This is a genomic window from Kushneria aurantia DSM 21353 (assembly GCF_000382245.1).
Lineage (GTDB): Bacteria > Pseudomonadota > Gammaproteobacteria > Pseudomonadales > Halomonadaceae > Kushneria > Kushneria aurantia.
In genome coordinates this window covers 36,206-55,625 of the sequence record NZ_KB907881.1, presented here as the reverse complement: position 1 = coordinate 55,625, position 19,420 = coordinate 36,206, and the positions used below count along the sequence as shown (strand labels likewise).

At 63.6% G+C, this 19,420-nt stretch carries 15 protein-coding genes; 8 read left to right on the top strand and 7 right to left on the bottom strand.

Annotated features, from left to right (window positions below):
- The 3 genes from H146_RS0113450 to H146_RS0113440 all read right to left on the bottom strand — a co-directional run bounded on the left by H146_RS0113450 (position 1) and on the right by H146_RS0113440 (position 4,725).
- Positions 1-939 (bottom strand): ABC transporter permease, encoded by a 939-nt coding sequence (locus H146_RS0113450; protein WP_019952403.1) that lies wholly within the window; start codon positions 937-939, stop codon positions 1-3.
- Positions 940-958: 19 nt separating this feature from the next.
- Positions 959-2,542 (bottom strand): ABC transporter substrate-binding protein, encoded by a 1,584-nt coding sequence (locus H146_RS0113445; RefSeq protein ID WP_019952402.1) that lies wholly within the window; start codon positions 2,540-2,542, stop codon positions 959-961.
- Between the two features lie 170 nt (positions 2,543-2,712).
- On the bottom strand, positions 2,713-4,725 hold the full coding sequence (locus tag H146_RS0113440) for a CocE/NonD family hydrolase (RefSeq protein WP_051091023.1): 2,013 nt from the start codon (positions 4,723-4,725) through the stop codon (positions 2,713-2,715).
- A gap of 115 nt (positions 4,726-4,840) precedes the next feature.
- Here H146_RS0113440 and H146_RS0113435 point away from each other — a divergent pair, with 115 nt between their 5' ends.
- From H146_RS0113435 to H146_RS0113410, 6 genes are all read left to right on the top strand, one after another.
- Positions 4,841-5,647 (top strand): helix-turn-helix domain-containing protein, encoded by an 807-nt coding sequence (locus H146_RS0113435; RefSeq protein ID WP_019952400.1) that lies wholly within the window; start codon positions 4,841-4,843, stop codon positions 5,645-5,647.
- 106 nt (positions 5,648-5,753) lie between these two features.
- Positions 5,754-9,254, top strand: coding sequence for a chromosome segregation protein SMC (gene smc, locus H146_RS0113430; RefSeq protein ID WP_019952399.1), 3,501 nt, complete (start codon positions 5,754-5,756; stop codon positions 9,252-9,254).
- Between the two features lie 189 nt (positions 9,255-9,443).
- Positions 9,444-10,745 carry a cell division protein ZipA gene (locus tag H146_RS0113425; protein WP_019952398.1) on the top strand — a complete coding sequence of 434 codons (1,302 nt, stop codon included), beginning with the start codon at positions 9,444-9,446 and terminating at the stop codon, positions 10,743-10,745.
- A 115-nt stretch (positions 10,746-10,860) separates the two neighbouring features.
- Complete coding sequence (gene ligA / locus H146_RS0113420; RefSeq protein WP_019952397.1) at positions 10,861-12,906, top strand: NAD-dependent DNA ligase LigA; 2,046 nt, start codon at positions 10,861-10,863, stop codon at positions 12,904-12,906.
- On the top strand, positions 12,903-13,172 hold the full coding sequence (locus H146_RS0113415) for a YheU family protein (RefSeq protein ID WP_019952396.1): 270 nt from the start codon (positions 12,903-12,905) through the stop codon (positions 13,170-13,172). The genes ligA and H146_RS0113415 overlap by 4 nt, the downstream gene beginning before the upstream one ends.
- A 54-nt stretch (positions 13,173-13,226) precedes the next feature.
- Complete coding sequence (locus H146_RS0113410) at positions 13,227-13,820, top strand: pentapeptide repeat-containing protein (protein WP_019952395.1); 594 nt, start codon at positions 13,227-13,229, stop codon at positions 13,818-13,820.
- A 35-nt stretch (positions 13,821-13,855) separates the two neighbouring features.
- Here the strand turns inward: H146_RS0113410 and H146_RS0113405 are convergent, their stop codons facing one another.
- The 3 genes from H146_RS0113405 to H146_RS0113395 all read right to left on the bottom strand — a co-directional run bounded on the left by H146_RS0113405 (position 13,856) and on the right by H146_RS0113395 (position 15,893).
- A complete protein-coding gene (locus H146_RS0113405) occupies positions 13,856-14,161 on the bottom strand; it encodes a helix-turn-helix transcriptional regulator (RefSeq protein WP_019952394.1) in 306 nt (101 codons plus the stop codon).
- Positions 14,154-14,357, bottom strand: a complete 204-nt coding sequence (locus H146_RS0113400) for a hypothetical protein (RefSeq protein WP_019952393.1) — start codon at positions 14,355-14,357, stop codon at positions 14,154-14,156. Before H146_RS0113400 ends, H146_RS0113405 begins: the two co-directional genes overlap by 8 nt.
- Positions 14,358-14,579: 222 nt before the next feature.
- Positions 14,580-15,893, bottom strand: coding sequence for a 2-hydroxycarboxylate transporter family protein (locus H146_RS0113395; protein ID WP_019952392.1), 1,314 nt, complete (start codon positions 15,891-15,893; stop codon positions 14,580-14,582).
- A 269-nt stretch (positions 15,894-16,162) separates the two neighbouring features.
- On the opposite strand from H146_RS0113395, the gene H146_RS0113390 reads away from it, so the two are divergent.
- On the top strand, positions 16,163-17,833 hold the full coding sequence (locus H146_RS0113390) for an ATP-binding protein (RefSeq protein ID WP_019952391.1): 1,671 nt from the start codon (positions 16,163-16,165) through the stop codon (positions 17,831-17,833).
- Between the two features lie 14 nt (positions 17,834-17,847).
- Positions 17,848-18,552, top strand: a complete 705-nt coding sequence (locus H146_RS0113385; RefSeq protein WP_019952390.1) for a response regulator — start codon at positions 17,848-17,850, stop codon at positions 18,550-18,552.
- A 23-nt stretch (positions 18,553-18,575) separates the two neighbouring features.
- On the opposite strand, the gene H146_RS20325 is transcribed toward H146_RS0113385, so the two are convergent.
- Entirely contained in the window at positions 18,576-19,121 is a 546-nt protein-coding gene (locus H146_RS20325; RefSeq protein ID WP_019952389.1) for a bactofilin family protein, read from the bottom strand.
- Positions 19,122-19,420 lie beyond the last annotated feature (299 nt).

Genomic DNA, 19,420 nt, shown 5'->3' with positions numbered 1-19,420 from the left:
TTATAGCTCCTCACGCTGACGCGGGTCGAGCCAGGCGATGACAAGGTCCGAGATCAGGGTGGCCAATACGATGATGGCGGTGGTAACCAGCACCGCACCCAGCACGATCGGATAGTTGCGTTCGTTCACCGACTGCACGATCAGCGCGCCGATCCCGGGACGAGCGAAGATGACCTCGACAAAGACGGCGGCCGAGAAAAGATGCGCCACGCCAGTGCCGATCAGGGTGACGGCCGGCTGCACTGCGATACGGAGAATGTGCGAGGTGGTGATAAGCCGCTCGCGCAGGCCGAAGGCGCGGGCCATGCGCACATGGGCATAGCTCATCACTTCGAGCATCGAGGCGCGCACCATGCGCGCGACATAGCCCACCCACGAGATACCGATCGCGAATGCCGGCAGGATCAGATGGATAATGCTGCCGCCCAATCCTTCGCCGGCACCGATCGAGGGTAGCCAGCCCAGCCACACGGCGAACACCAGCACGGCGTAGAGGGCCATCACGAAAGAGGGAATCGAAATGGTGCCGACCGATAGAATGCCGCTCAGGGTGTCGAGCCAGGTGTTACGCCGCAGCGCCGAATAGCAGCCCAGTGCGATACCCAGCGCGGCCGACCAGAGGATGGCGACCGAGATGAGCACCAGGGTATAGGGCAACTGCTCGAAGACGATCTGTGCCACCGAGCGGTTGGTGAACACATCCCGCCCCAGATCGCCGTGCAGGATATTGCCGAAAAAGGTCAGAATCTGGATCGGCAACGGCTGGTCGAGCCCCATCGACTGTCGCGTCTGCGCGATCAGTTCGGGAGTGGCGCGGGGACCGAGAATCATGACGGCGGGATCCCCGGGCACCACATGCAGCATCACAATAAGGATAGCGATCGCAACCATGACGATCACCACCGACAGGGCGAAGCGTTGCAGAGCGTAGCGTAGCAAGGTGGTTGACCTCCCGGGGCTAGAGCGTGCCGGAAAACTCGGGGTAAAGCGGCTGGCCGTCGGGGCGCAGTGCCGGCTCGAGCCCCTTGCGATACATCACCGGCGTGCCTTCATGCGTGATGAACTTGTAGGCACCGCTGGCCTCCATGAGATCCTGCATGCGGCGATACATGGCCGCACGCTTGTCGGGGTCGGTCTCGCTGAGGGCCTGCTGCTGGAGCCTGTCGAACTCCGGGTTGGAAAAGCGCTCCCAGTTCCAGATCCCCACCTGGTCGCTGGTAAACCAGCTGGTGGCGTAATAGGGATCCGGCAGCATCGAGAAGCGGTTGAGCACCAGCTGCATTTTTTTCCAGCGATCGCCTTCGCTCTCCATGCCAATGGTCCAGAAAGAGCCGCTATCCTGGACATTGATGCGTGTCTGGATACCGATCTGCATCAGCTGTGCCTGGATGACTTCGGCCATGGTCTTCCACACCGTGGCGTTGAGTGCGTCAATGGTCAGCGGCTCGCGAGGTGGGCCGCCGCCGGCGGCGAGAAATTCGCGTGCCTTGTCGAGGTTGCCATCAATCGGCACCGTCGGCTTCTCACGATGTCCCGGCAGGCCCGGTGCGATCAGCCCGTTCGCCGGTTTGGCCTCGCCGAAATAGGCGGCGTCGATGATCTGGTCGACATTGATGGCGTACTGGATCGCCCGCCGCAGGTTGATATCGCTCAGCGCCGGATTATCGATATTCATGCCCAGCCACACATAATAGAGAGAGGGGTATTCCTCGATCACGGTGTTGGCGGGCCTGTTGTCTCGGAACTGGGCCAGTGACGATAGCGTGATTCGGGTGAAGTCCAGATCACCGGCCTCATAGGCACGCTCGGCGGTCTTGGTATCATCCATGGGCAGAATACGAATGTTGTCGAACCCCGGAGCCTCTCCGTTCCAGTCGGGATTGCGGACCAGATAAATAGATTGGTTGGGTTTCCACTGCTCGAGAATATAGGGACCGGAGAAGCAGGGCGGATTCATGCCAAAATCGCCACCGTCGCCGGCTTCCAGCACTGCCTTTTGGGAGACGATATGTCCGGTACCGTAGGGCAGAGCGATAGTCCACAGCGGCACGAAAGGCTTCTTGAGCACGATGGTGCCCTCGTACCTGCCGGTCACCTCGACATGGTCCAGCGGCCCCCAGTCGCTTTTTACCGGGCTGTCGTGGAGCAGCACTCGCTCGAAGGAGAATTTGACATCCTCGGCGGTAATTTCGCCGTAGCCGCCGGTAAACATGAGACCCGGTTTGAGTCTGAAATGAATGTGGGTGTCGTCGACCTGCTCGATCGTCTCTGCCGCCTCCAGTTCCCAGTCCCATTCGCGCCCGGGCTTGTAGCGGATCAGTTTGGTATAGATGCAGTTCATCACATCGACGTTGTAGCCGTTCTGATAAAACCCCGGATCGAGTTCATCGATGTCGGCGTAGGCACTGACCCGCAGGGTCTGTCCCTGCTGCGCCCAGATCCGTGCGCTGATCGGCATGGCAGCAGCGATGCCGGTGGCCGCGACACCTTTCAGAAAGCTGCGGCGGCCGATCCCGGGTATGAAAGAGGGGTGATGCGGCATAGGGGCTCTCCCATGGTCCTTGTAACGGGACACTTTGTTGTTGGCTTCAGGGCGCACGATGCACGCCATGTTGCGTTTCATCATGATCCCCTGAATCGATCACGCCAATTTCGCAATTTTCGCAAATTGACGCATATTGAGCGTCATATTGCGCAATCTGCTTGACAGACTCAGGCGAGATCGCGGGGTATTTCCAGATCCCAGCGCTCTTCATGAGCGACTTCGTCGCTTTCGCAGGCGCGCAGATGGGCGCGAATCCGAAAGTGAGTGGCGCTGGCCGTCACTTCGGTCTCGGTATGGCTGGTAATGCCCCATCCCTCGCGTCCAAAAGCCAGCTCACTGACCACATGGCCGCGGCAGGAGCGCCAGTCGGTAGCGTTAAAGGAGTAGCTCTCTACGGTAGTGGCATCGCTGATGACACCATTGTCGATAATGCGCTGGGCGCCGCTGTCGTTGGTCACTACCACCCGGGTTTCACCACTGGCGAGGCTTTCGTGCACCACCCAGTCGCTATGCGGCGAGCGCAGGGTTTCCACTGCCAGCGGCGGTGCGCCCTGAGGTGTGTCCGGATACGCAGAGGGGCGATCATCCCCTGCATGTCGTACCGGCAGCTCAAGCAGGGTCGCACCGGTATCGAGGGTGAGAGTGACCGGCTGCGGCGATGGCCAGGCCACCGGGAAGTAACTGGTGGACAGTGAGAGGCGCAGGCGGTGGCCGCGACGCAAGCGTTGAGCGATATGCTTGAATGCCAGGCTGGCACGACAGGTTTCGCCGGGCACCAGTGCCTCGGGAGTTTCATGGCCATGGCGATGAGTCAGGTTGAGCAGTCCATAGCTCACCCTTGTCGCCGCGCCGTCGGGGGCGATATCCACCAACCTGGCGGCAAGCTGCGCCACCGGCTGGTCAACGCTGAAGGTGAGATCGAGGCGAGCATCGCCAAGAATCTCGAGGTCAGACGTCAATGGTGCGGTCTGAAACACAAGGCTGCCAGCGTCGTCGCGGCGCTGGTCGACCGGCTGATCGCCCGGGCGGGCATAGGAGCACCATTTGCCGCCGGCGATTCCCGTGGAAAGTGGCGAGTGGAGGGCAAGTCTGCCTGCCTGATGCGATGCCACGCCTTCGACCAGACTGGCATCCGCTCCCGGGGCGTAAAACACGCGATCAACGTTGGGCGATGGCCACGCCGGCTCTTCGATCCAGCGACCGTCGCGATGGGCATAGTAACTGGCCGGCCGGGCGTGATCCTGCATGTACAGGCGCAGCGGTGGCTCCGACATAATGCCGGTATCAATACCCTTGAGCCACTGGTCCCACCAGCGCAGTTCTTCCTGTAGCCAGTCGATGGCCGGACCGGGCACGCCGATATGCGGATACTTGTGGGCCCAGGGTCCGACAAGGCCTTTTCTGGGGCCCTGCAGGGTTTCCATAAGGCGAAATACGGTACGGGTATAGCCATCGGCCCAGCCGCTTACCGCATAGACCGGCACCTTGATCTGCGTAATATCCTCGCAAACCGAGCCGTGTTTCCAGAAGTCGTCGCGGCGCTGATGCTCCAGCCAGTTTTTCAGCCATAGGCCGGAACCACGCAGGCGGTCCAACCACATATCGCGCCAGCGGTCGCCGACCAGTTCGGGATCGGGAGGCAGGGTATTGATGGCGAACATGTGCGATGCCCACGAGATCTGGTCGATCACCATGGTGCCGCCCATATAGTGGACATCATCGGCGTAGCGGTCATCGGTAGAGGCGATCGAGACGACCGCTTTCAGTGCCGGCGGCTGCAGCGCAGCAATCTGCAAACCGTTGAAACCGCCCCACGAGATTCCCACCATGCCGACGTTGCCATCGCACCAGACCTGTTCGGCCAGCCAGGCGATGACTTCGCAGCCATCCTGTAGCTCACGATGAGTGTACTCGTCTGTCATGATGCCCTCGGACTCGCCGCTGCCGCGGATATCGACGCGTACATAGGCGTAGCCGTGAGCAGCTATCCACGGCGCGCGTACCGCATCTCTGGGCAGGGTATGGTCGCCCTTGCGATAGGGGAGATACTCGACGATGGCGGGAACCGGTATCGTGTTGCGCGGACGCCAGATTCGGGCGGCAAGGCGACAGCCATCGGCCAGTCTGATTTCGACGTGTCGCTGTTCGATGACCTCTTGCCGGGCGGTAGAATGTTTCATGATGACAGGGCTCTCCAATCCGAAGCCCTGAAAGATTGTCATGGGTATCTCAAGCCCACCATTTCGCTGCCTTTCGCAAGTTGACTTTGTTTGTGCTTCAGTTAGCTTAAGCAGGATGAGTGACGACAATCTTGCGCTTAATCTGGCCTGCGCCTGCAGCGTGCTGCCTTCGATCGCCGAAGTCTGCCGGCGCGTCGGCATCAACCGTCAGCAGTTCAACAAATATCTTGCCGGCAGCGTCCATCCGTCGCGCTACAACATGCGTCGGATCTGCGATTTCTTCGGCGTTACCGAGGCCGAACTCCTCATGGAGCCGTCTCGCTTTGCCGAACTTGTGTCACTGCGCCGCCGCCCCGGGCTCAGCGAAAAAGCCGATATTCTTGGCCCTACCTTCAGGCGTCTGTGCAACGCCTCGGCACCGCTTGACCGCTACTGCGGCGCCTATTTCCGTTACTTTTATTCCTATAGCCATCCCGGTCTGATTGTCCGCTCGCTGGCGGTTCTGGGGCACCGTGACGGCCACTATCTGTGGAAAAATATCGAACGAGGCCCGCCGGGCGCGCACGGCGCCCGGGTGGTCTCCAGATACGAGGGCATTGCGTTTCTGCTGGGGGAGCGTATCACCGTGGTCGAGAACGAATGCGTACTCTCCTCGTCGATTACGCAAATGACGCTCTACCCCTCCTATCACACCGGCGTTGATTACCTGCTGGGCATTCAGACCGGCGGCCCCCTGAAGCGCGGTCGCAAGCCGGCGGCCTCACGGGTTCTGCTCGACTATCTCGGGCAAAACGTGGACTTTCGACGGGCACTGGCCCAGTGCGGCATGTTCGATCCGTCCGAGCTCGAGCCCTGGGTGGTCACGCTGGTGAATAACCGTATGCCACCGGACGCCTCGGTTTTTGATGTCGAGCAGCTCTGATCTACTTCTGCGGGTGTCATGTGGGTTGAGTCTCAACGTAGAGCGCATCCGCCGTAGGGTGTAAAGTGGCGCGTTTGATCGCCCTTTCCCGGAGCAGACCGCCGGCATGCGCCTGACATCCATCAAGCTGGTCGGATTCAAGTCCTTCGTCGACCCCGTGACGGTGCCGTTCGATACCGATATGACGGCGATTGTCGGGCCCAACGGCTGCGGCAAGTCCAATGTGATCGACGCCGTGCGCTGGGTGATGGGCGAGTCCTCGGCCAAATACCTGCGCGGCGAGTCGATGGCGGATGTCATCTTCAATGGCTCCACCGCACGCAAACCGGTGGGGCAGGCTTCCATCGAGCTGACCTTCGACAACCGCGAGGGGCGGCTGGGCGGTGCCTGGGCGCAGTACGCCGAGATCGCCGTGCGCCGGCTGGTGACGCGCGACGGCCAGTCGCAGTACTTCTTCAACGGCCAGAAGTGCCGCCGCCGCGATATCGCCGATCTGTTCATGGGCACCGGGCTGGGGCCGCGCTCCTACGCCATTATTGGTCAGGGCATGATCTCGCGGCTGATCGAGGCGCGCCCCGAGGAGTTGCGCGCCACCCTCGAAGAGGCCGCCGGCATCTCGCGCTACAAGGAGCGCCGCCGCGAAACCGAAAACCGCATGCGGCGCACCAGCGAAAACCTCGAAAGGCTCGACGACCTGCGCGAGGAGCTCGACAAGCAGCTCGAACGGCTCAAGCGTCAGGCCGAAGCGGCGCGCCGCTATCGCGAGCTGAAAAATCGCGAGCACCAGTTGAAAGGCGAGCTGGCGCTGATTCGCGCCCGTGCCCTGCGTGCCCGTCAACACGCTCGCGAAAGCCAGCAGCGCGAGCTGGAAAACGGCGTCGAGCGCAACCTGCTGGGGCTGCGTGAATGCGAGAACCAGCTGGAACAGTCCCGCGAACGCCACGATGAACTGAGCGAAAAACTGGAAGCGCGCCAGCGCGCCTTCTACGACACCGCCGCCACCATCGCCCGCCTTGAACAGCAGCTGGAGAGCGCCCGCGCCCGGCGTCAGCAGGGCGAGGCGGATATCGCCAGCGCCGAGCGTGACCTGAACGAACTGGCCGAGATGAGCGGCGACGATGACCGCCGTTTTGGTGAGATCGACCGCCACCTCGAAGCGCTGACGCCGCAGCTGGAGGAGGCCGGCGAGGCGCTCGAAGTGGCCGAGGCGAGCCTCGAGGACGCCCGCGAGCGCGAGCAGCAGGCACAGGAGCAGTGGCAGGCGTTCAACGACAGCGACAGCGAAGCGAAGCACGGCGCCGAGCGCAGCCGCAGTGAAGTGCAGCGGCTGGAGGAGGCGATCAATGACCTCAATGCCCGCATCGCCAGACTGGAGAGCCAGCGCGCCGAGCTGCCGTCGCGCACCGCGCTCGAAGAAGAGCGCGAGCAGGCCGCCGAGCGCCTTGCCGAGCGCGACCTTGAACTCGAAGGGATCGAATCGCAGCGTCTCGAACTGCGCGAGGCCCAGCAGCAGCACGAAAGCGAACTGGAACGGCTTTCCGGCGAGCGCGAACATCTCGCCGGCCGGCGCAGCGTGCTGGAAGGCGAGCGCGCCTCGCTGGAGGCGCTGCTGCGCGCCGCACTGGAGAGCGACGACGACAGCCTGGCCGATCATCTTGCCAACAGTGGACTGGCGGATGCGCCGCCGTTGGCGGAGCGATTGAAGGTCGCCGAGGGCTGGGAGACAGCGGTGGACATTGTACTCGCTCCCTGGCTGTCGGCGCGGCTGGTCGACGCCGACGCCTTCCGCGCCGCGCTCGACCCGCTGCCCGGCGGCGCGCTGACCCTGCTCGACGCTGCGGCGCCCGCCGCCGTGGCTCCCCCCGACACGCTGGCTGCCCGGGTCGAGGGTGCCGGTGCGCTGGCGCCGCTGCTCGAACGCATTCATACCGCGGCCGATGACGACCGGGCCTGGGCATTGAGCGCGCGCCTCGACGTCGGCGACAGCGTCATTGCCCCCTCGGGACTCTGGCTTTCGCGCCACTGGGGGCAGCGCCGGCTGGAGGAGAGCGGCGGCGGCAGCGTGATTGCCAACCGTCAGCGGCGCGACCGTATCAATGACGAACTGGGCGAGCTCGACGAGCGGCTGGTGCAGATCGAAACGGATATCGAGGCGCTCAGGGAGCATCGCACGCAGCAGGCCGAGCGGCTGGAGACACTGCTCGGTGAGCAGCGCGAACACCAGCGCGGCCGTGAACAGCTGGCGCTGGAGGCGTCGCAACTGGCCACCCGGCTCGAGCACCTGCGCGGACGTGACACCGAACTGACCGAGGAGCTCGAGGAACTGCGCGAGCGGCTGGAGGAGCGCCGTCTGGAACTGGAGAGCGCTCGTGAGCAGTGGGACCGCGCGCTGGCCGCCGTGGAGGACAACAGTGCGCGGCGCGAGACGCTGGAGCGCCAGCGCCGCGAGGCGTCGGAGGCGCGTCAGGCGCAGAGCGAGCGGCTGGCGCCGGCGCGCGAGCGGCTCAACGCCCTGACGCTCGAGCGCCAGCGGCTGACCACCGAGCGCGAAGGACTCGGAGCCCAGCGACAGCGTGCCCACGAGCAGCGTCAGCGGCTGGAGGAGAAACTGGCGACGCTGCGCGAGCAGCGTGAAGAGGTCGACGAGCCGATCGAAACCTTCGAGCAGTCGCTGGAGGAGGCGCTGTCGCAGCGCAGCGACGAGGAGCGCCGTCTCAACGAGTGCCGCGACAGTGCCGGCGAGGTCGCCAATACCCTGCGCGAACTGGAGCAGACCCGCCAGACTCACGAGCGTGAGCTGGCGTCGCTGCGCGAGCGCCTCGAGGGCGAGCGTATGGAGGTGCAGGCGCTGCGCCTCAAGGCCGAAACCCAGGAGCAGCAGCTCGTCGAACTGGGCCATGATGCCGCCGCGCTGGGCGAACAGCTGCGCGAGGATGCCGAGGAGGCCGGCTGGCAGAGTGAGCTGGAGTCGGTCAGCGACAAAATTCGTCGGCTGGGGGCGATCAATCTGGCGGCGATCGAGGAGTACGACCAGCAGCTCGAGCGGCGCGACTATCTACAGGGCCAGCACGATGAGCTGACCGAGGCGCTGGAGACCCTGACGCGGGCGATCCGGCGCATCGATCAGGAGACCCGCACGCGCTTTCGTGAAGTGTTCGACGACATCAACCGTCGCCTCGGCGAGCTTTTCCCGCGCGTGTTCGGTGGCGGCTCGGCGTGGCTGTCGCTGACCGGCGACGATCTGCTGGAGACCGGCGTGGCGATCATGGCCACCCCGCCGGGCAAGAAAAACAGCACCATTCACCTGCTCTCCGGTGGCGAAAAGACGCTCACCGCGCTGTCGCTGGTGTTTGCCATCTTTCAGCTCAATCCGGCCCCTTTCTGCATGCTGGACGAAGTGGACGCACCGCTCGACGACGCCAACGTGGGGCGTTATGCAAAATTGGTGCGCGAGATGTCGCAGGACGTGCAATTTATTTATATTACGCATAACAAGGTGGCGATGGAGGCTGCCGATCGCCTGATGGGGGTCACCATGCAGGAACCCGGCGTGTCGCGGCTGGTGTCGGTGGGCGTTGAACAGGCGGCCGAGCTTGTCGAAGTCTGATGCCGTGCACTCACCGTCTGGTCGGCGGCGGTTACACGGGCCTATACTGACGCCATAATTGCGCTATATGGCCTGATCGCGTCATATTTGCAGATATCGGGCGGCATGACCCACCCGGGTTGACCGCTCAAGGGATTAAACGATCGCACTATCCAGGGACAGTATGGTGCCAACAACGGGCAGGCGGACATGGAATTGAGAGAGTGGCTCATCATTCTGGGGCTGGTTCTCGTCGCCATTATTCTGGTGGATGGCGTACGGCGACTGCAGCGCCAGCGACGCGGTCTGCGCATGGATCTCTCCAGGGATATCAATGCCGACGATCCGCCGCGGGACCAGCAGGACATCGAGCGCGAACGGCAGATGAGCTGGGAGCTGCCCAACGGCGGCGCGCGGGTTGTCTCCCGCCATGATGACGAACGACCTGAGCCCGAAGCGGGCGCGCGCCGCACTGCCGCTTTCGATGAGGAACCTTTCGACGATGATCGTTTCGACGACGGCCGCTTCGAAAGCGACCACTTCGATGATGATCGCTTCGACGATCATCCTGACGATCGGCGCCGTGAAACCCGGCGTGGCCGTACCGAGGCGCCGCGTTTTACCACGCCGTCGCTTGACGATGATATCGAGCCCGACGATGACGACCGTTTCGCAAATGACGATCGCCGCGATGAACCACACTTCGAGGATGAGCCGCCGCGGCGACGTCACGACATGGCGCGGCGTTTCAAATCGGTACTGCCGTTCGGACGTGGTCGTCACGATGAAAGCGAAGAGGACACCGATCGCAGCGCACCGTCGATTGAACCGTCGCATGAGCCCGACCCGCTGTTCGAGCGTGAAGAGCCGCGCCTGAAAACCTCCGCGCCGCGCGATGACGCCCCACCGCCAGCGGATGATGTTGCTCATCAGCCCGCCGGCGTTCACCGCCGTGCGGCGTTTGACGCGCCTACCGACGCGCCCCCCGAAGAGGCGCCGCGCCACCCGGCGGTGGAGCGCGCCGCACGCAGTCGGGTCAACGGTGAGAAAGCCTGGCAGGTGCTGAGCGACGCCGAAGAGGTTGTCGTTATCAGCGTCATGTCGCGTGATGACGAAGGTTTTCGCGGGCCCGATCTGCTGCAGCTGGTGCTGGCCTGCGGCCTGCGCCTCGACGAGCGCGGCGTGTTCCACCGCTTCGAGGCCGAATCCGGTCGCAGTCCGCTGCAGTTCTCGATGGTCAACGTGCTCAAACCCGGGGTTTTCGACCTCGCTGACATCGAGGAGGAGGGGGTGCCCGGTGTGACCTTTTTGATGCCGCTGCCCAGTGCCGACTCCTCGCGTGATGCCTTCGAGGCGATGTTTGAAACCGCCATGGTGCTGGTACGCAACCTGGGCGGCGAACTCAAGGATGAAAACCACAGCGTGATGACGGCGCAGACGGTCGAGTTCGCCCGCCAGCGCGTGCACGAATTCGAGCGCCGCTGGCGGCTGCATCGCCACCAGGCCAACTGACCGCCGCCATGCCAATCGCAGGCCGCGGGATTCGGCATCGCTCGCACTCCGGGCGCTGCCGATAAATTCCCCGTGCGGTGCTGCCCCCCCTTTTGTAACGGAAACGCTTGCCGCCATGTGTGCCACCCGCCACCCCGAACCCGCCGATGAGGCCCGCGAGCTGCGTGGTCGTCTCGAGGAGGCCAACTACCGCTACTACGTCGAGGACGCACCGTCGATTACGGATGCCGAATACGACCGTCTGCTGAGGCGCCTGCAGGATCTGGAAGCGGCGCATCCCGAGCTGGCCACCGCCGACTCGCCGGCGCAGCGCGTTGGCGCACCGCCTGCCGAGGGCTTTCCCGAGGTGAGGCACGCTATCGCCATGCTGTCGCTGGACAACGCCTTCGACGAGGACGAGGTGCGCGCCTTCGCCCGCCGCGTCGCCGAGCGGCTGGAGCGCGACGAGGCTGACATCGACTTCTGCTGCGAACCCAAGCTCGACGGCCTGGCGGTATCGCTGGTGTATGAAAACGGCCTGCTGGTGCAGGGCGCAACGCGCGGCGATGGCCGCAGCGGCGAAGGTATCACCGCCAATCTGCGCACGCTGCGCTCGATTCCACTGCGCCTGCGCGGTGAATCGCCTCCCGAGCGCCTTGAGGTGCGTGGCGAGGTCTATATCAGCCACTCCGGCTTCGAACGTCTTAACGACCAGGCCCGCAGGCTGGGCGGCAAGGTATTCGCCAACCCGCGCAATGCCGCCGCCGGCAGCCTGCGCCAGCTCGATCCGGGTATTGCCGCCGCGCGGCCGCTGGAGTTCTGCGCCTACCAGGTGGCGGATATCGACGCCGACCGTCTCGAAGCTACTCACTCGGCACTGATGGCGCGCCTGCGCGAGTTCGGCTTTCGCGTCAGCCCCGAGCTTGATGCCGTGCGCGGTACCGAGGGATTGCTCGACTTCTGCCGGCGCATGGGGGAGAAGCGCGACACGCTCGATTACGATATCGACGGCGCGGTGATGAAGGTCGATGACCTGCGCGCCCAGCGTGAACTGGGCTTCGTCTCGCGCGCCCCGCGCTGGGCGATGGCCTGGAAGTTTCCCGCCCAGGAGCAGACCACCACTATTCGCGACGTCGAATTTCAGGTCGGGCGTACCGGTCGGCTGACGCCGGTGGCGCGGCTCGAACCGGTGCAGGTCGCGGGCGTCACGGTGGCCAACGCCAGCCTGCACAACATGGACGAGATCGCCCGCCTCGACGCCCGCATCGGTGACAGCGTCATCGTGCGCCGCGCCGGCGACGTGATTCCGCAGATCGTCAGCGTGATCGTTGAGCGCCGTCCTGCCGATGCGCGCACCATCGAGCTGCCCGAACACTGCCCGGTATGCGGCGCACGGGTCGAGCGTATCGGCGAGGAAGTCGACGCCCGCTGCGCCGGCGGTCTCTACTGTCCGGCGCAGCGCAAGGAGGCGCTCAAGCACTTTGCCTCGCGCCGCGCGCTGGATATCGACGGCCTTGGTGACAAGCTGATCGACGCTCTGGTGGCGCGTGAGTGGGTGCGCACGCCGGCCGATCTCTATCGCCTCGAGGCCGAGCGGCTGGCCGAACTGCCGCGGCTTGCCGAGAAGTCCGCCAACAACCTCGTGGATGCGCTGGCGCGCTCGAAGCAGACCAGCCTGGCGCGCTTTATCTACGCCCTCGGTATCAGCGAAGTGGGTGAGGCCACGGCTCTGGCGCTGACCAACCACTTCGGTGAACTTGAAAAGCTGATGAACGCCGAGCGTGACGCCCTGGAGCGGGTTGCCGATATCGGCCCGGTGGTGGCCGAGCACATTCACACCTTCTTCGCCCAGCCCCATAACCGCGAGACCATCGAGGCGCTGATCGCGGTCGGGGTGAGCTGGGAAGAGGTCGAAATCGAGGATAGGCCGCAGCCGCTGACCGGCCAGAGCTGGGTGCTGACCGGCACCATGGAGGCGATGACCCGTGATCAGGCGAAGGCGCGCCTTGCGGCACTGGGGGCGAAGGTGACCGGCAGCGTGTCGAAAAAGACCCACGCCGTGGTCGCTGGCGAGGCCGCCGGCAGCAAGCTGGAGAAGGCACAGCAGCTGGGCGTCGAGGTGCTGGCGGAAGCTGCTTTCATTGCACGCCTGGAGCGCCTGGAGCAGGGAGAGAGCGAATGAGCGACGGCCGTTTTATCGAAGTGCCCCACCGCATGCTGCCGGCTGACACGCTGCAGCGTCTGCTGGCCGAATTCGTCACCCGCCAGGGCTACGACACCACCGACACCGGCGCGGGCGAGCGCGGCTGGACCGACAGCCTGCGAGCCCAGCTCGAGCGCGGTGAGCTGCTGATCGTTCACGATCTGCAGACCGAGCTGACCGAGGTGATGACGCTGACGCAGTGGCACGCCTTCGGTCGCCAGCTCGGTGACGACGAAGAGGGGTAGCCGCCGGCCGCGGCCGGCTAAACGACTGCCGCAGGCGTTGAGAGGGAGCGCATCATGATCGACAGCAACGGGGACTACGACAATATTGCCTTCAGCGAGGAAGTGCTGGAGGGCCGGACTCTCGAGAACAGCCGTTTCGACAGCTGCTCTTTCACCGCCTGTCACTTTGCCGAGTCGCTATTCAAAAGCTGTCGATTCGTGGAGTGCTGTTTCAGCGACTGCAATTTCAGCATGGCGCAGTTCGATGGCACCCTTTTGAGCAACGTCGATTTTCAGCGTTGCAAACTGATCGGTATCGACTGGACCCGGGCGCGCTGGCCCTCGATCAACATTCCGGATGCGCTGTCATTCGAGGAGTGCGTGCTCAACGACAGCTCTTTCTTCTCACTCTACCTGGCCGGCGCGAAGATGGTCGGCTGTCGGATACATCGGGTCGATTTCAACGAGGCCGACTGCGAGGAGGTCGACTTCTCCGACAGCGACCTCGAAGGCGCCGCATTTCGCCGTACCTCTCTGCGCGGCGCCAATTTTGTCGACGCCATCAATTACAACATCGATATCTTCGAAAATGACCTCAAGGGCGCGAAATTCGCGCTGCCGCAGGCGATAGCGCTGCTCAACGCTCTGGATATCGAACTGTATCAATAGGTGTCGGATGGAGGCATTGGATTGCCGCGCCGACGTCAGGACGCCCGCGTCAGCAGCTTTCGGCGCATGTGTCGATCGCGCGGCAGCAGGCCGATGCTCAGCCCGAAGGGGCGAAAGGCACGGTTGAAGGTGTCCAGCGTGTGCTGATTGCGGTCGGTCTCGATCGCCGACAGCGTGCGGCGGCTGATCGAGGCGAGGGCAGCGTACTCCGTCTGATTCATGCTCAGTACCTCGCGGCGCAGGCGTTTGAGCAACTGCCCGGGTGTGATCTGCTCGTCGAACAGCTGGTCAAGCAGTTCAAACAGCAGCGTTTCGCGCTGCTGCGGGGATAGTTCACTCATGGTAGCGTACCCTCAGTTCCACCGGCATGTTCAGGCTGCAGGCGTGCTCGTCGTCGCGCGCCATCCAGTCGATAGCGTAGCGACTGCAATAGCCGAGACTAACCGCAGCGCGTCGGCCGCTTTCGGGGTCACTGAACGTCAGCTCGGCGGCGTCGTGCCACTGGCCGTGGTGGTGGATCTGCAGCGTCAGGGTCATGGCGAGATTCTGAGCAAGAATGCGCTCAATTATTACGGCAAAGGTGACTTATGCGCAAATCATTACTCAAAAATAGAATAGAAATGGGTATTTTGAGCAAAAATGTGCGTATCACCTTGATGGCAGGCGCTTGTCCTGCCCTCTGTACGAAAAGGTAAGCCCCAATAAAAACCGCCGCCGGAGCGACGCCGGCGGCGGTTTTGCGGGCATCGGTATGGGCCGTCAGCCAAACAGCAGCGGCACGATAATGCTCGAGAGCAGCAGGATCAGTGCCCCGCCAAGGCGCGAGGAGATCTGGGCAAAGGGCATCAGCTGCATGCGCCGCGCCGCAGAGAGCACCGCCACGTCGCCGGTGCCGCCCATGTTGGCCATGCACAGGCCCGCAGTAATCGCCGACTCGATCGGGTAAAAGCCTACCAGCTTGCCGACCAGGCCGGCACCGAAGGCGGCGCCCGCCACGACGGCAAAAACGATCAGTACGTAGGTGATGGAGATGGCGTCGATCACCTGACCGAGATCGGTGTAGGCGATGCCGATACCGAACAGCAGGGCGAAGGTCCAGTTTTTGGCGACGAACTTGAACCACTGCGAGGCGGCCTCGTTGATCGACTCCGGCATCAGGCCCGCGACCTTGACCAGCGCTACCAGAATGATCATCAGGGCGTAGGGGTGCAGCGGAATGAAGCTGCCCAGAATCTCGCCGCAGACGAAGAAGGTCAGGGCGGCCACCAGGCCGATACCCAGCTTGCCGAGATCGGGGCGCTCCGCCTTCTCCTCGATCTGAACGCCCGGCATCATCTGGCCGTCGCCGGTCAGCCCCTTGAAGCGGTTGCCAAGGCCGTTGAGCAGTCCGGCGATGATGATGGCGAAGACGTTACCCAGCGCCAGAGCCGGCACCAGAATCGAGATGTAATAGCTCGCCGGCTGGCCCAGCAGCTCTTCGTAGATCTGGCTCAGCGGCACCGCGCCGGCGCCCATGCCGCCACCCATGATCGGCAGAGTGATTACCACTACCGCATCCTGTGGCGAGAAGCCCATGATCAGACCGACAATGACGGCGAACAGGGCAGCACAGGCGACCGCGCAGATCAGCGGCAGCGCGAAGCGCGACCCCACCTTGACCAGCACCTTCGAGTCCATACCCAGGATACTGCCGGTGATCAGGGCGGCAATGTAGAAGTTGAGAAAGCCGCCGCCCTTCATGAACTGGGTGACCGTTTCGTTGACGCTCTGCGGCAGCCAGCCCAGATAGACCAGCGCTGCGGCGCCGAAGATGGCGAGAATGGCACCGCCGCCCAGATAGCTCTTGAGAATCGGCGTACGGTCACCGATAAAGCCTAAAAGCTCGCCCAGCACCATCATCACCAGCAGGGCGCCGATCATGCCGGCGGGTAGCGCACCCAGCGACATGGCGGCGATCAGCACCAGGGTGGCGATAGCGAAAAGGGGCAGCGGCAGACCAAAAATTGTCGTCTCGCTCAAAAAGCTGCCCTGCTTCGATGAGGAGACGGACGTGGCCGTTTCACTTTGTGACATGGTGGATAACCTCGGTCCCTGTACGCTCCCGAGCGGAGCGTTCGGCAAGCATGGAGATCTGCAGGACGGAGCAGATGGTGTGTCGTTGCAAGCGGCGAGGATACGAGGTGCTGCCGTTCAACCAAGGTTTTGAAACTAAAAAAACCTTTGCGTAGCTATTAAAAACAAAATGGCGCCGACCGCCATATTGTGGCTCGGGGAGAAATACCACCATGGTCGATACGCCTTCGGTTGTACTTCCCCATCGTCAATTCAGGCAGGAGATTTTGATGTCACAGCGGGCACAACAGTATGCCTGGCCGGCGCGGTCGCCGATACGTCTCAATGCGCTGGCGGCGCTGCTGGCCTTTGCCATGATCGCGGTGTCGCTGCTGGTCGCCTGGGCGGTGTTCAGTAACCAGCTGTGGCGCAGTACCGCCAGCGCCCAGGCGCAGCGGGTGGTCAATGTGGCCACCGTGCTGGCGCAGAGCGAAGCGGTCATCGCGGCACTCGAAAGCGATACTGCACCCGCCGCTGACAGCGCCATTCAGACGCGCATGAGCGCGCTTCGACAGCAACTCGACGTCAACTTTATCGTCATCATCGACCGCCATGCCAATCGCCTGACGCATCCCGACCCGCAGTGGATCGGGCAGCACTTCCGCGGCGGCGACGAACAGGCGGCGCTTGCCGGGCAGCGCTACAGCTCGCAGGCGGTCGGTACGCTGGGCACCAGTATCCGCGGTTTTGCGCCGGTCCATAACGCCGACGGCAACGTGATCGGTGCCGTATCGGTGGGCGTCACCCTGTCGCATCTGGAGCTGCTGCTGCAGGCCTCGCGGGATCGGCTACTGCTGCTGCTTTTGGTCATTCTGGCCATCGGCGGGCTGGGGGCTGCCTGGCTGGCGCGTACCATCCGACGTCGACTGATGGGCATGGAACCGGACGAGATCGCGCGGCTGGTGGCGGAGCGGCGCGCCACCCTGGATGCCATCCACGAAGGGGTGATCGCGGTTGACGCCGAGGGTCGGGTGACGCTGGTCAATCCGGCGGCGCAGGCACTGCTGGCCGACAGCGGCGCCGAGGAGATTTTGCCGGGAAGAGCGCTCGATACGCTGCGGGTCAATGCCGAACACGAACCGCCGCGATTGACCGCCGGGCCGATGATCAACCGCCGTCTGCCGCTGGGCGGGCGCTCCTTTCTGTGTAACTACCAGCCGATACTGGCCGAGCCTGTGCCGGTTGGTGCAGTGATCACCTTCCGCGACAGCGGCGAGATGCAGACGCTGGCCGAGGAACTGACCGGCGTGCGCCGCTACGCCGAGGCACTGCGTGCCTCGACCCACGAGTTCAAGAACAAGCTGCACGTTATTCTGGGGCTTACCCGGTTGCGCGACATGGAGACGCTGGAGCGTTATCTTCACGAGCTGGTCGACTACCGTGATGCGGTATCGACGCCGATCATCGAGCAGGTGCGCGAGCCGCTGCTGGCCGGTTTTCTGATCGGCAAGCAGAGCGAGGCGCGCGAGAAGGGAATCATCCTCGAGGTAGTCGCCGAGACCGCGATTCCGCCCGCCGACGAGAGCACGACACTGCACGCGCTGGTCAGTATTATTGGCAATCTGCTGGAAAATGCCTTCGAGGCGATCGGCGACCGACCGCAGGGCCGGGTAGCGATCCATATGGCGCTGGAGGCGGGTGTGCTGTCACTGCAGGTGCAGGACAACGGTGGCGGTATGGCGCCCGAACAGGAGGCGCGCATTTTCGACAAGGGGTTTTCCAGCAAGGGAGAGCAGCGCGGCCTGGGGCTGTGGCTGGTGCGAGAGCAACTCGATGCGGTCGAGGGCAGCCTGTCGCTCTACTCATCCCCGGGCGAGGGCACTCTGATCGAGGTGAGCTATCCTTATCGCGTTGCCGGCGACGGAGTGCCTCGCGGTCGCTCCGGCCGGGAAGGGCGCTGACGAATCGAGGAGCCATGAGAGTACTGATCGTCGAAGATGACCCCATGGTCATGAAGCTCAACGTCGACTATTTGGCGCGACTGGGAGATATGACCCTGGTGGGGCGCTGCAGCGATGTCACTACCGCGTTGGTGGTACTCGAGCGCGAGCCGGTGGATGTGGTGCTGCTGGATATCTATCTGGGGCGGCGCAGCGGTCTCGAGATTGCCGGCTGGCTGCGCGAGCGAGAAATCGACACCGATGTGGTGCTGATTACCGCCGCCTCGGAGGGCGATACGGTGCGCGAGGCGCGGCGCCTGGGGGTCACCGACTTTCTGATCAAGCCGTTCGAGTTTCGGCGCTTTCGCGAGGCGCTGGAAACCTGCCGGCAGCGGCGCCGTACGCTGGAGGTGCTGGGCACGCAGGTGGATCAGCAGGCGCTGGATAACCTGTTTCGCGCCGACAGTCAGCGCGCCGGGCGCATCAGCGGGCTGCCCAAGGGGCTGACCGCGCACAGCCTCGCCCAGGTGTGCCAGACGATCCTGTCACTGACGGCGGAGGAGTTTTCCACCGAGCAATTGGCGGAGGCGGCCGGCATGTCGCGGGTGTCGATCCGCAAGTATCTCAAGTACCTCTCCGATCGTGACATTCTGAGCGAGTCCTTCAGCTACGGTCAGGTGGGGCGTCCCTCCTTTTCCTACCGCTGCGTTGACCGCGAGGCGCTGGCTAGGCTGGTATAGGCGCTGCCCCTGTGTCAAAACGCTCAATCGCGGCGCTCGTCGACTTCCTCCTGCGTATCGTCACGGTCCGCGGTATTTCGCGCCGCTGAAGTGACGTCGGGTTCGTCGCTCTCGGCAATCCGGTGCTTGTGCTCGGCGACCTCGTCAAGCAGGGGATTATCCTCGTTCATGTCGACGCTGCCGTGGAAGGCCGCTCCCTCTTCCAGTATCAACCCGGGCGTGTGCAGCTCGCCCTCGACATCGGCACCGGCGTGGATGGTGATGCGTCGGGCGGCGATCAGGCGTCCCTTGACGTGGCCGGCTACCGCCAGCGTTTCGGCGTACAGATCTCCCAGCACCTGCCCCTCCGGGCCGATGCTGACGCTACAGTCGCGACACCAGACGTTGCCCTCGACCTGGCCCTCGATGCGCAGATCCTCGTCGCCGATGATATCGCCCACCACCCGGGTGGCGCTGCCGATCAGGGAGCCCCTGGAGGCGGCATCGCCGGCAGTGTGGGGCAGGGGCTCGACATTGCTCGATGCCGTGCTTCGCGGCCTGTTGGCCTCGCTGGCCGATTTTTGGAACATGCGCTGTGTCTCCTGGTTCGGGTTGGACGGTGCCGAGTCGACCCTTTTACGTTCTCACAATCGTCTCATGCCGGCGAGTGGTAACCGCTGTGAGAGGGTCATGGCGGCGATATAGCGGTGCCCGCTACTGTCATGATCGACATCGGGGCGGATGACTTCAGGGCATTGCCGGCGAAATTTGCCGCCATTTATCCACCGTTATCGACACTTCAGTTTCGGTGCGAACAGGTCGATACTGGTCAACGCAAGCGAGCCGGGTATCGGCGTGCGAACATCGCTCGGCCAGGTGCCGACTTCAG

Bases quoted from the DNA above. Each gene is read 5' to 3' on its own strand.
- H146_RS0113445 (WP_019952402.1), bottom strand. From the start codon at position 2,542: ATGCCGCATCACCCCTCTTTCATACCCGGGATCGGCCGCCGCAGCTTT.
- H146_RS0113440 (WP_051091023.1), bottom strand. From the start codon at position 4,725: ATGAAACATTCTACCGCCCGGCAAGAGGTCATCGAACAGCGACACGTC.
- H146_RS0113435 (WP_019952400.1), top strand. From the start codon at position 4,841: ATGAGTGACGACAATCTTGCGCTTAATCTGGCCTGCGCCTGCAGCGTG.
- smc (WP_019952399.1), top strand. From the start codon at position 5,754: ATGCGCCTGACATCCATCAAGCTGGTCGGATTCAAGTCCTTCGTCGAC.
- H146_RS0113425 (WP_019952398.1), top strand. From the start codon at position 9,444: ATGGAATTGAGAGAGTGGCTCATCATTCTGGGGCTGGTTCTCGTCGCC.
- ligA (WP_019952397.1), top strand. From the start codon at position 10,861: ATGTGTGCCACCCGCCACCCCGAACCCGCCGATGAGGCCCGCGAGCTG.
- H146_RS0113415 (WP_019952396.1), top strand. From the start codon at position 12,903: ATGAGCGACGGCCGTTTTATCGAAGTGCCCCACCGCATGCTGCCGGCT.
- H146_RS0113410 (WP_019952395.1), top strand. From the start codon at position 13,227: ATGATCGACAGCAACGGGGACTACGACAATATTGCCTTCAGCGAGGAA.
- H146_RS0113405 (WP_019952394.1), bottom strand. From the start codon at position 14,161: ATGAGTGAACTATCCCCGCAGCAGCGCGAAACGCTGCTGTTTGAACTG.
- H146_RS0113400 (WP_019952393.1), bottom strand. From the start codon at position 14,357: ATGACCCTGACGCTGCAGATCCACCACCACGGCCAGTGGCACGACGCC.
- H146_RS0113395 (WP_019952392.1), bottom strand. From the start codon at position 15,893: ATGTCACAAAGTGAAACGGCCACGTCCGTCTCCTCATCGAAGCAGGGC.
- H146_RS0113390 (WP_019952391.1), top strand. From the start codon at position 16,163: ATGTCACAGCGGGCACAACAGTATGCCTGGCCGGCGCGGTCGCCGATA.
- H146_RS0113385 (WP_019952390.1), top strand. From the start codon at position 17,848: ATGAGAGTACTGATCGTCGAAGATGACCCCATGGTCATGAAGCTCAAC.
- H146_RS20325 (WP_019952389.1), bottom strand. From the start codon at position 19,121: ATGTTCCAAAAATCGGCCAGCGAGGCCAACAGGCCGCGAAGCACGGCA.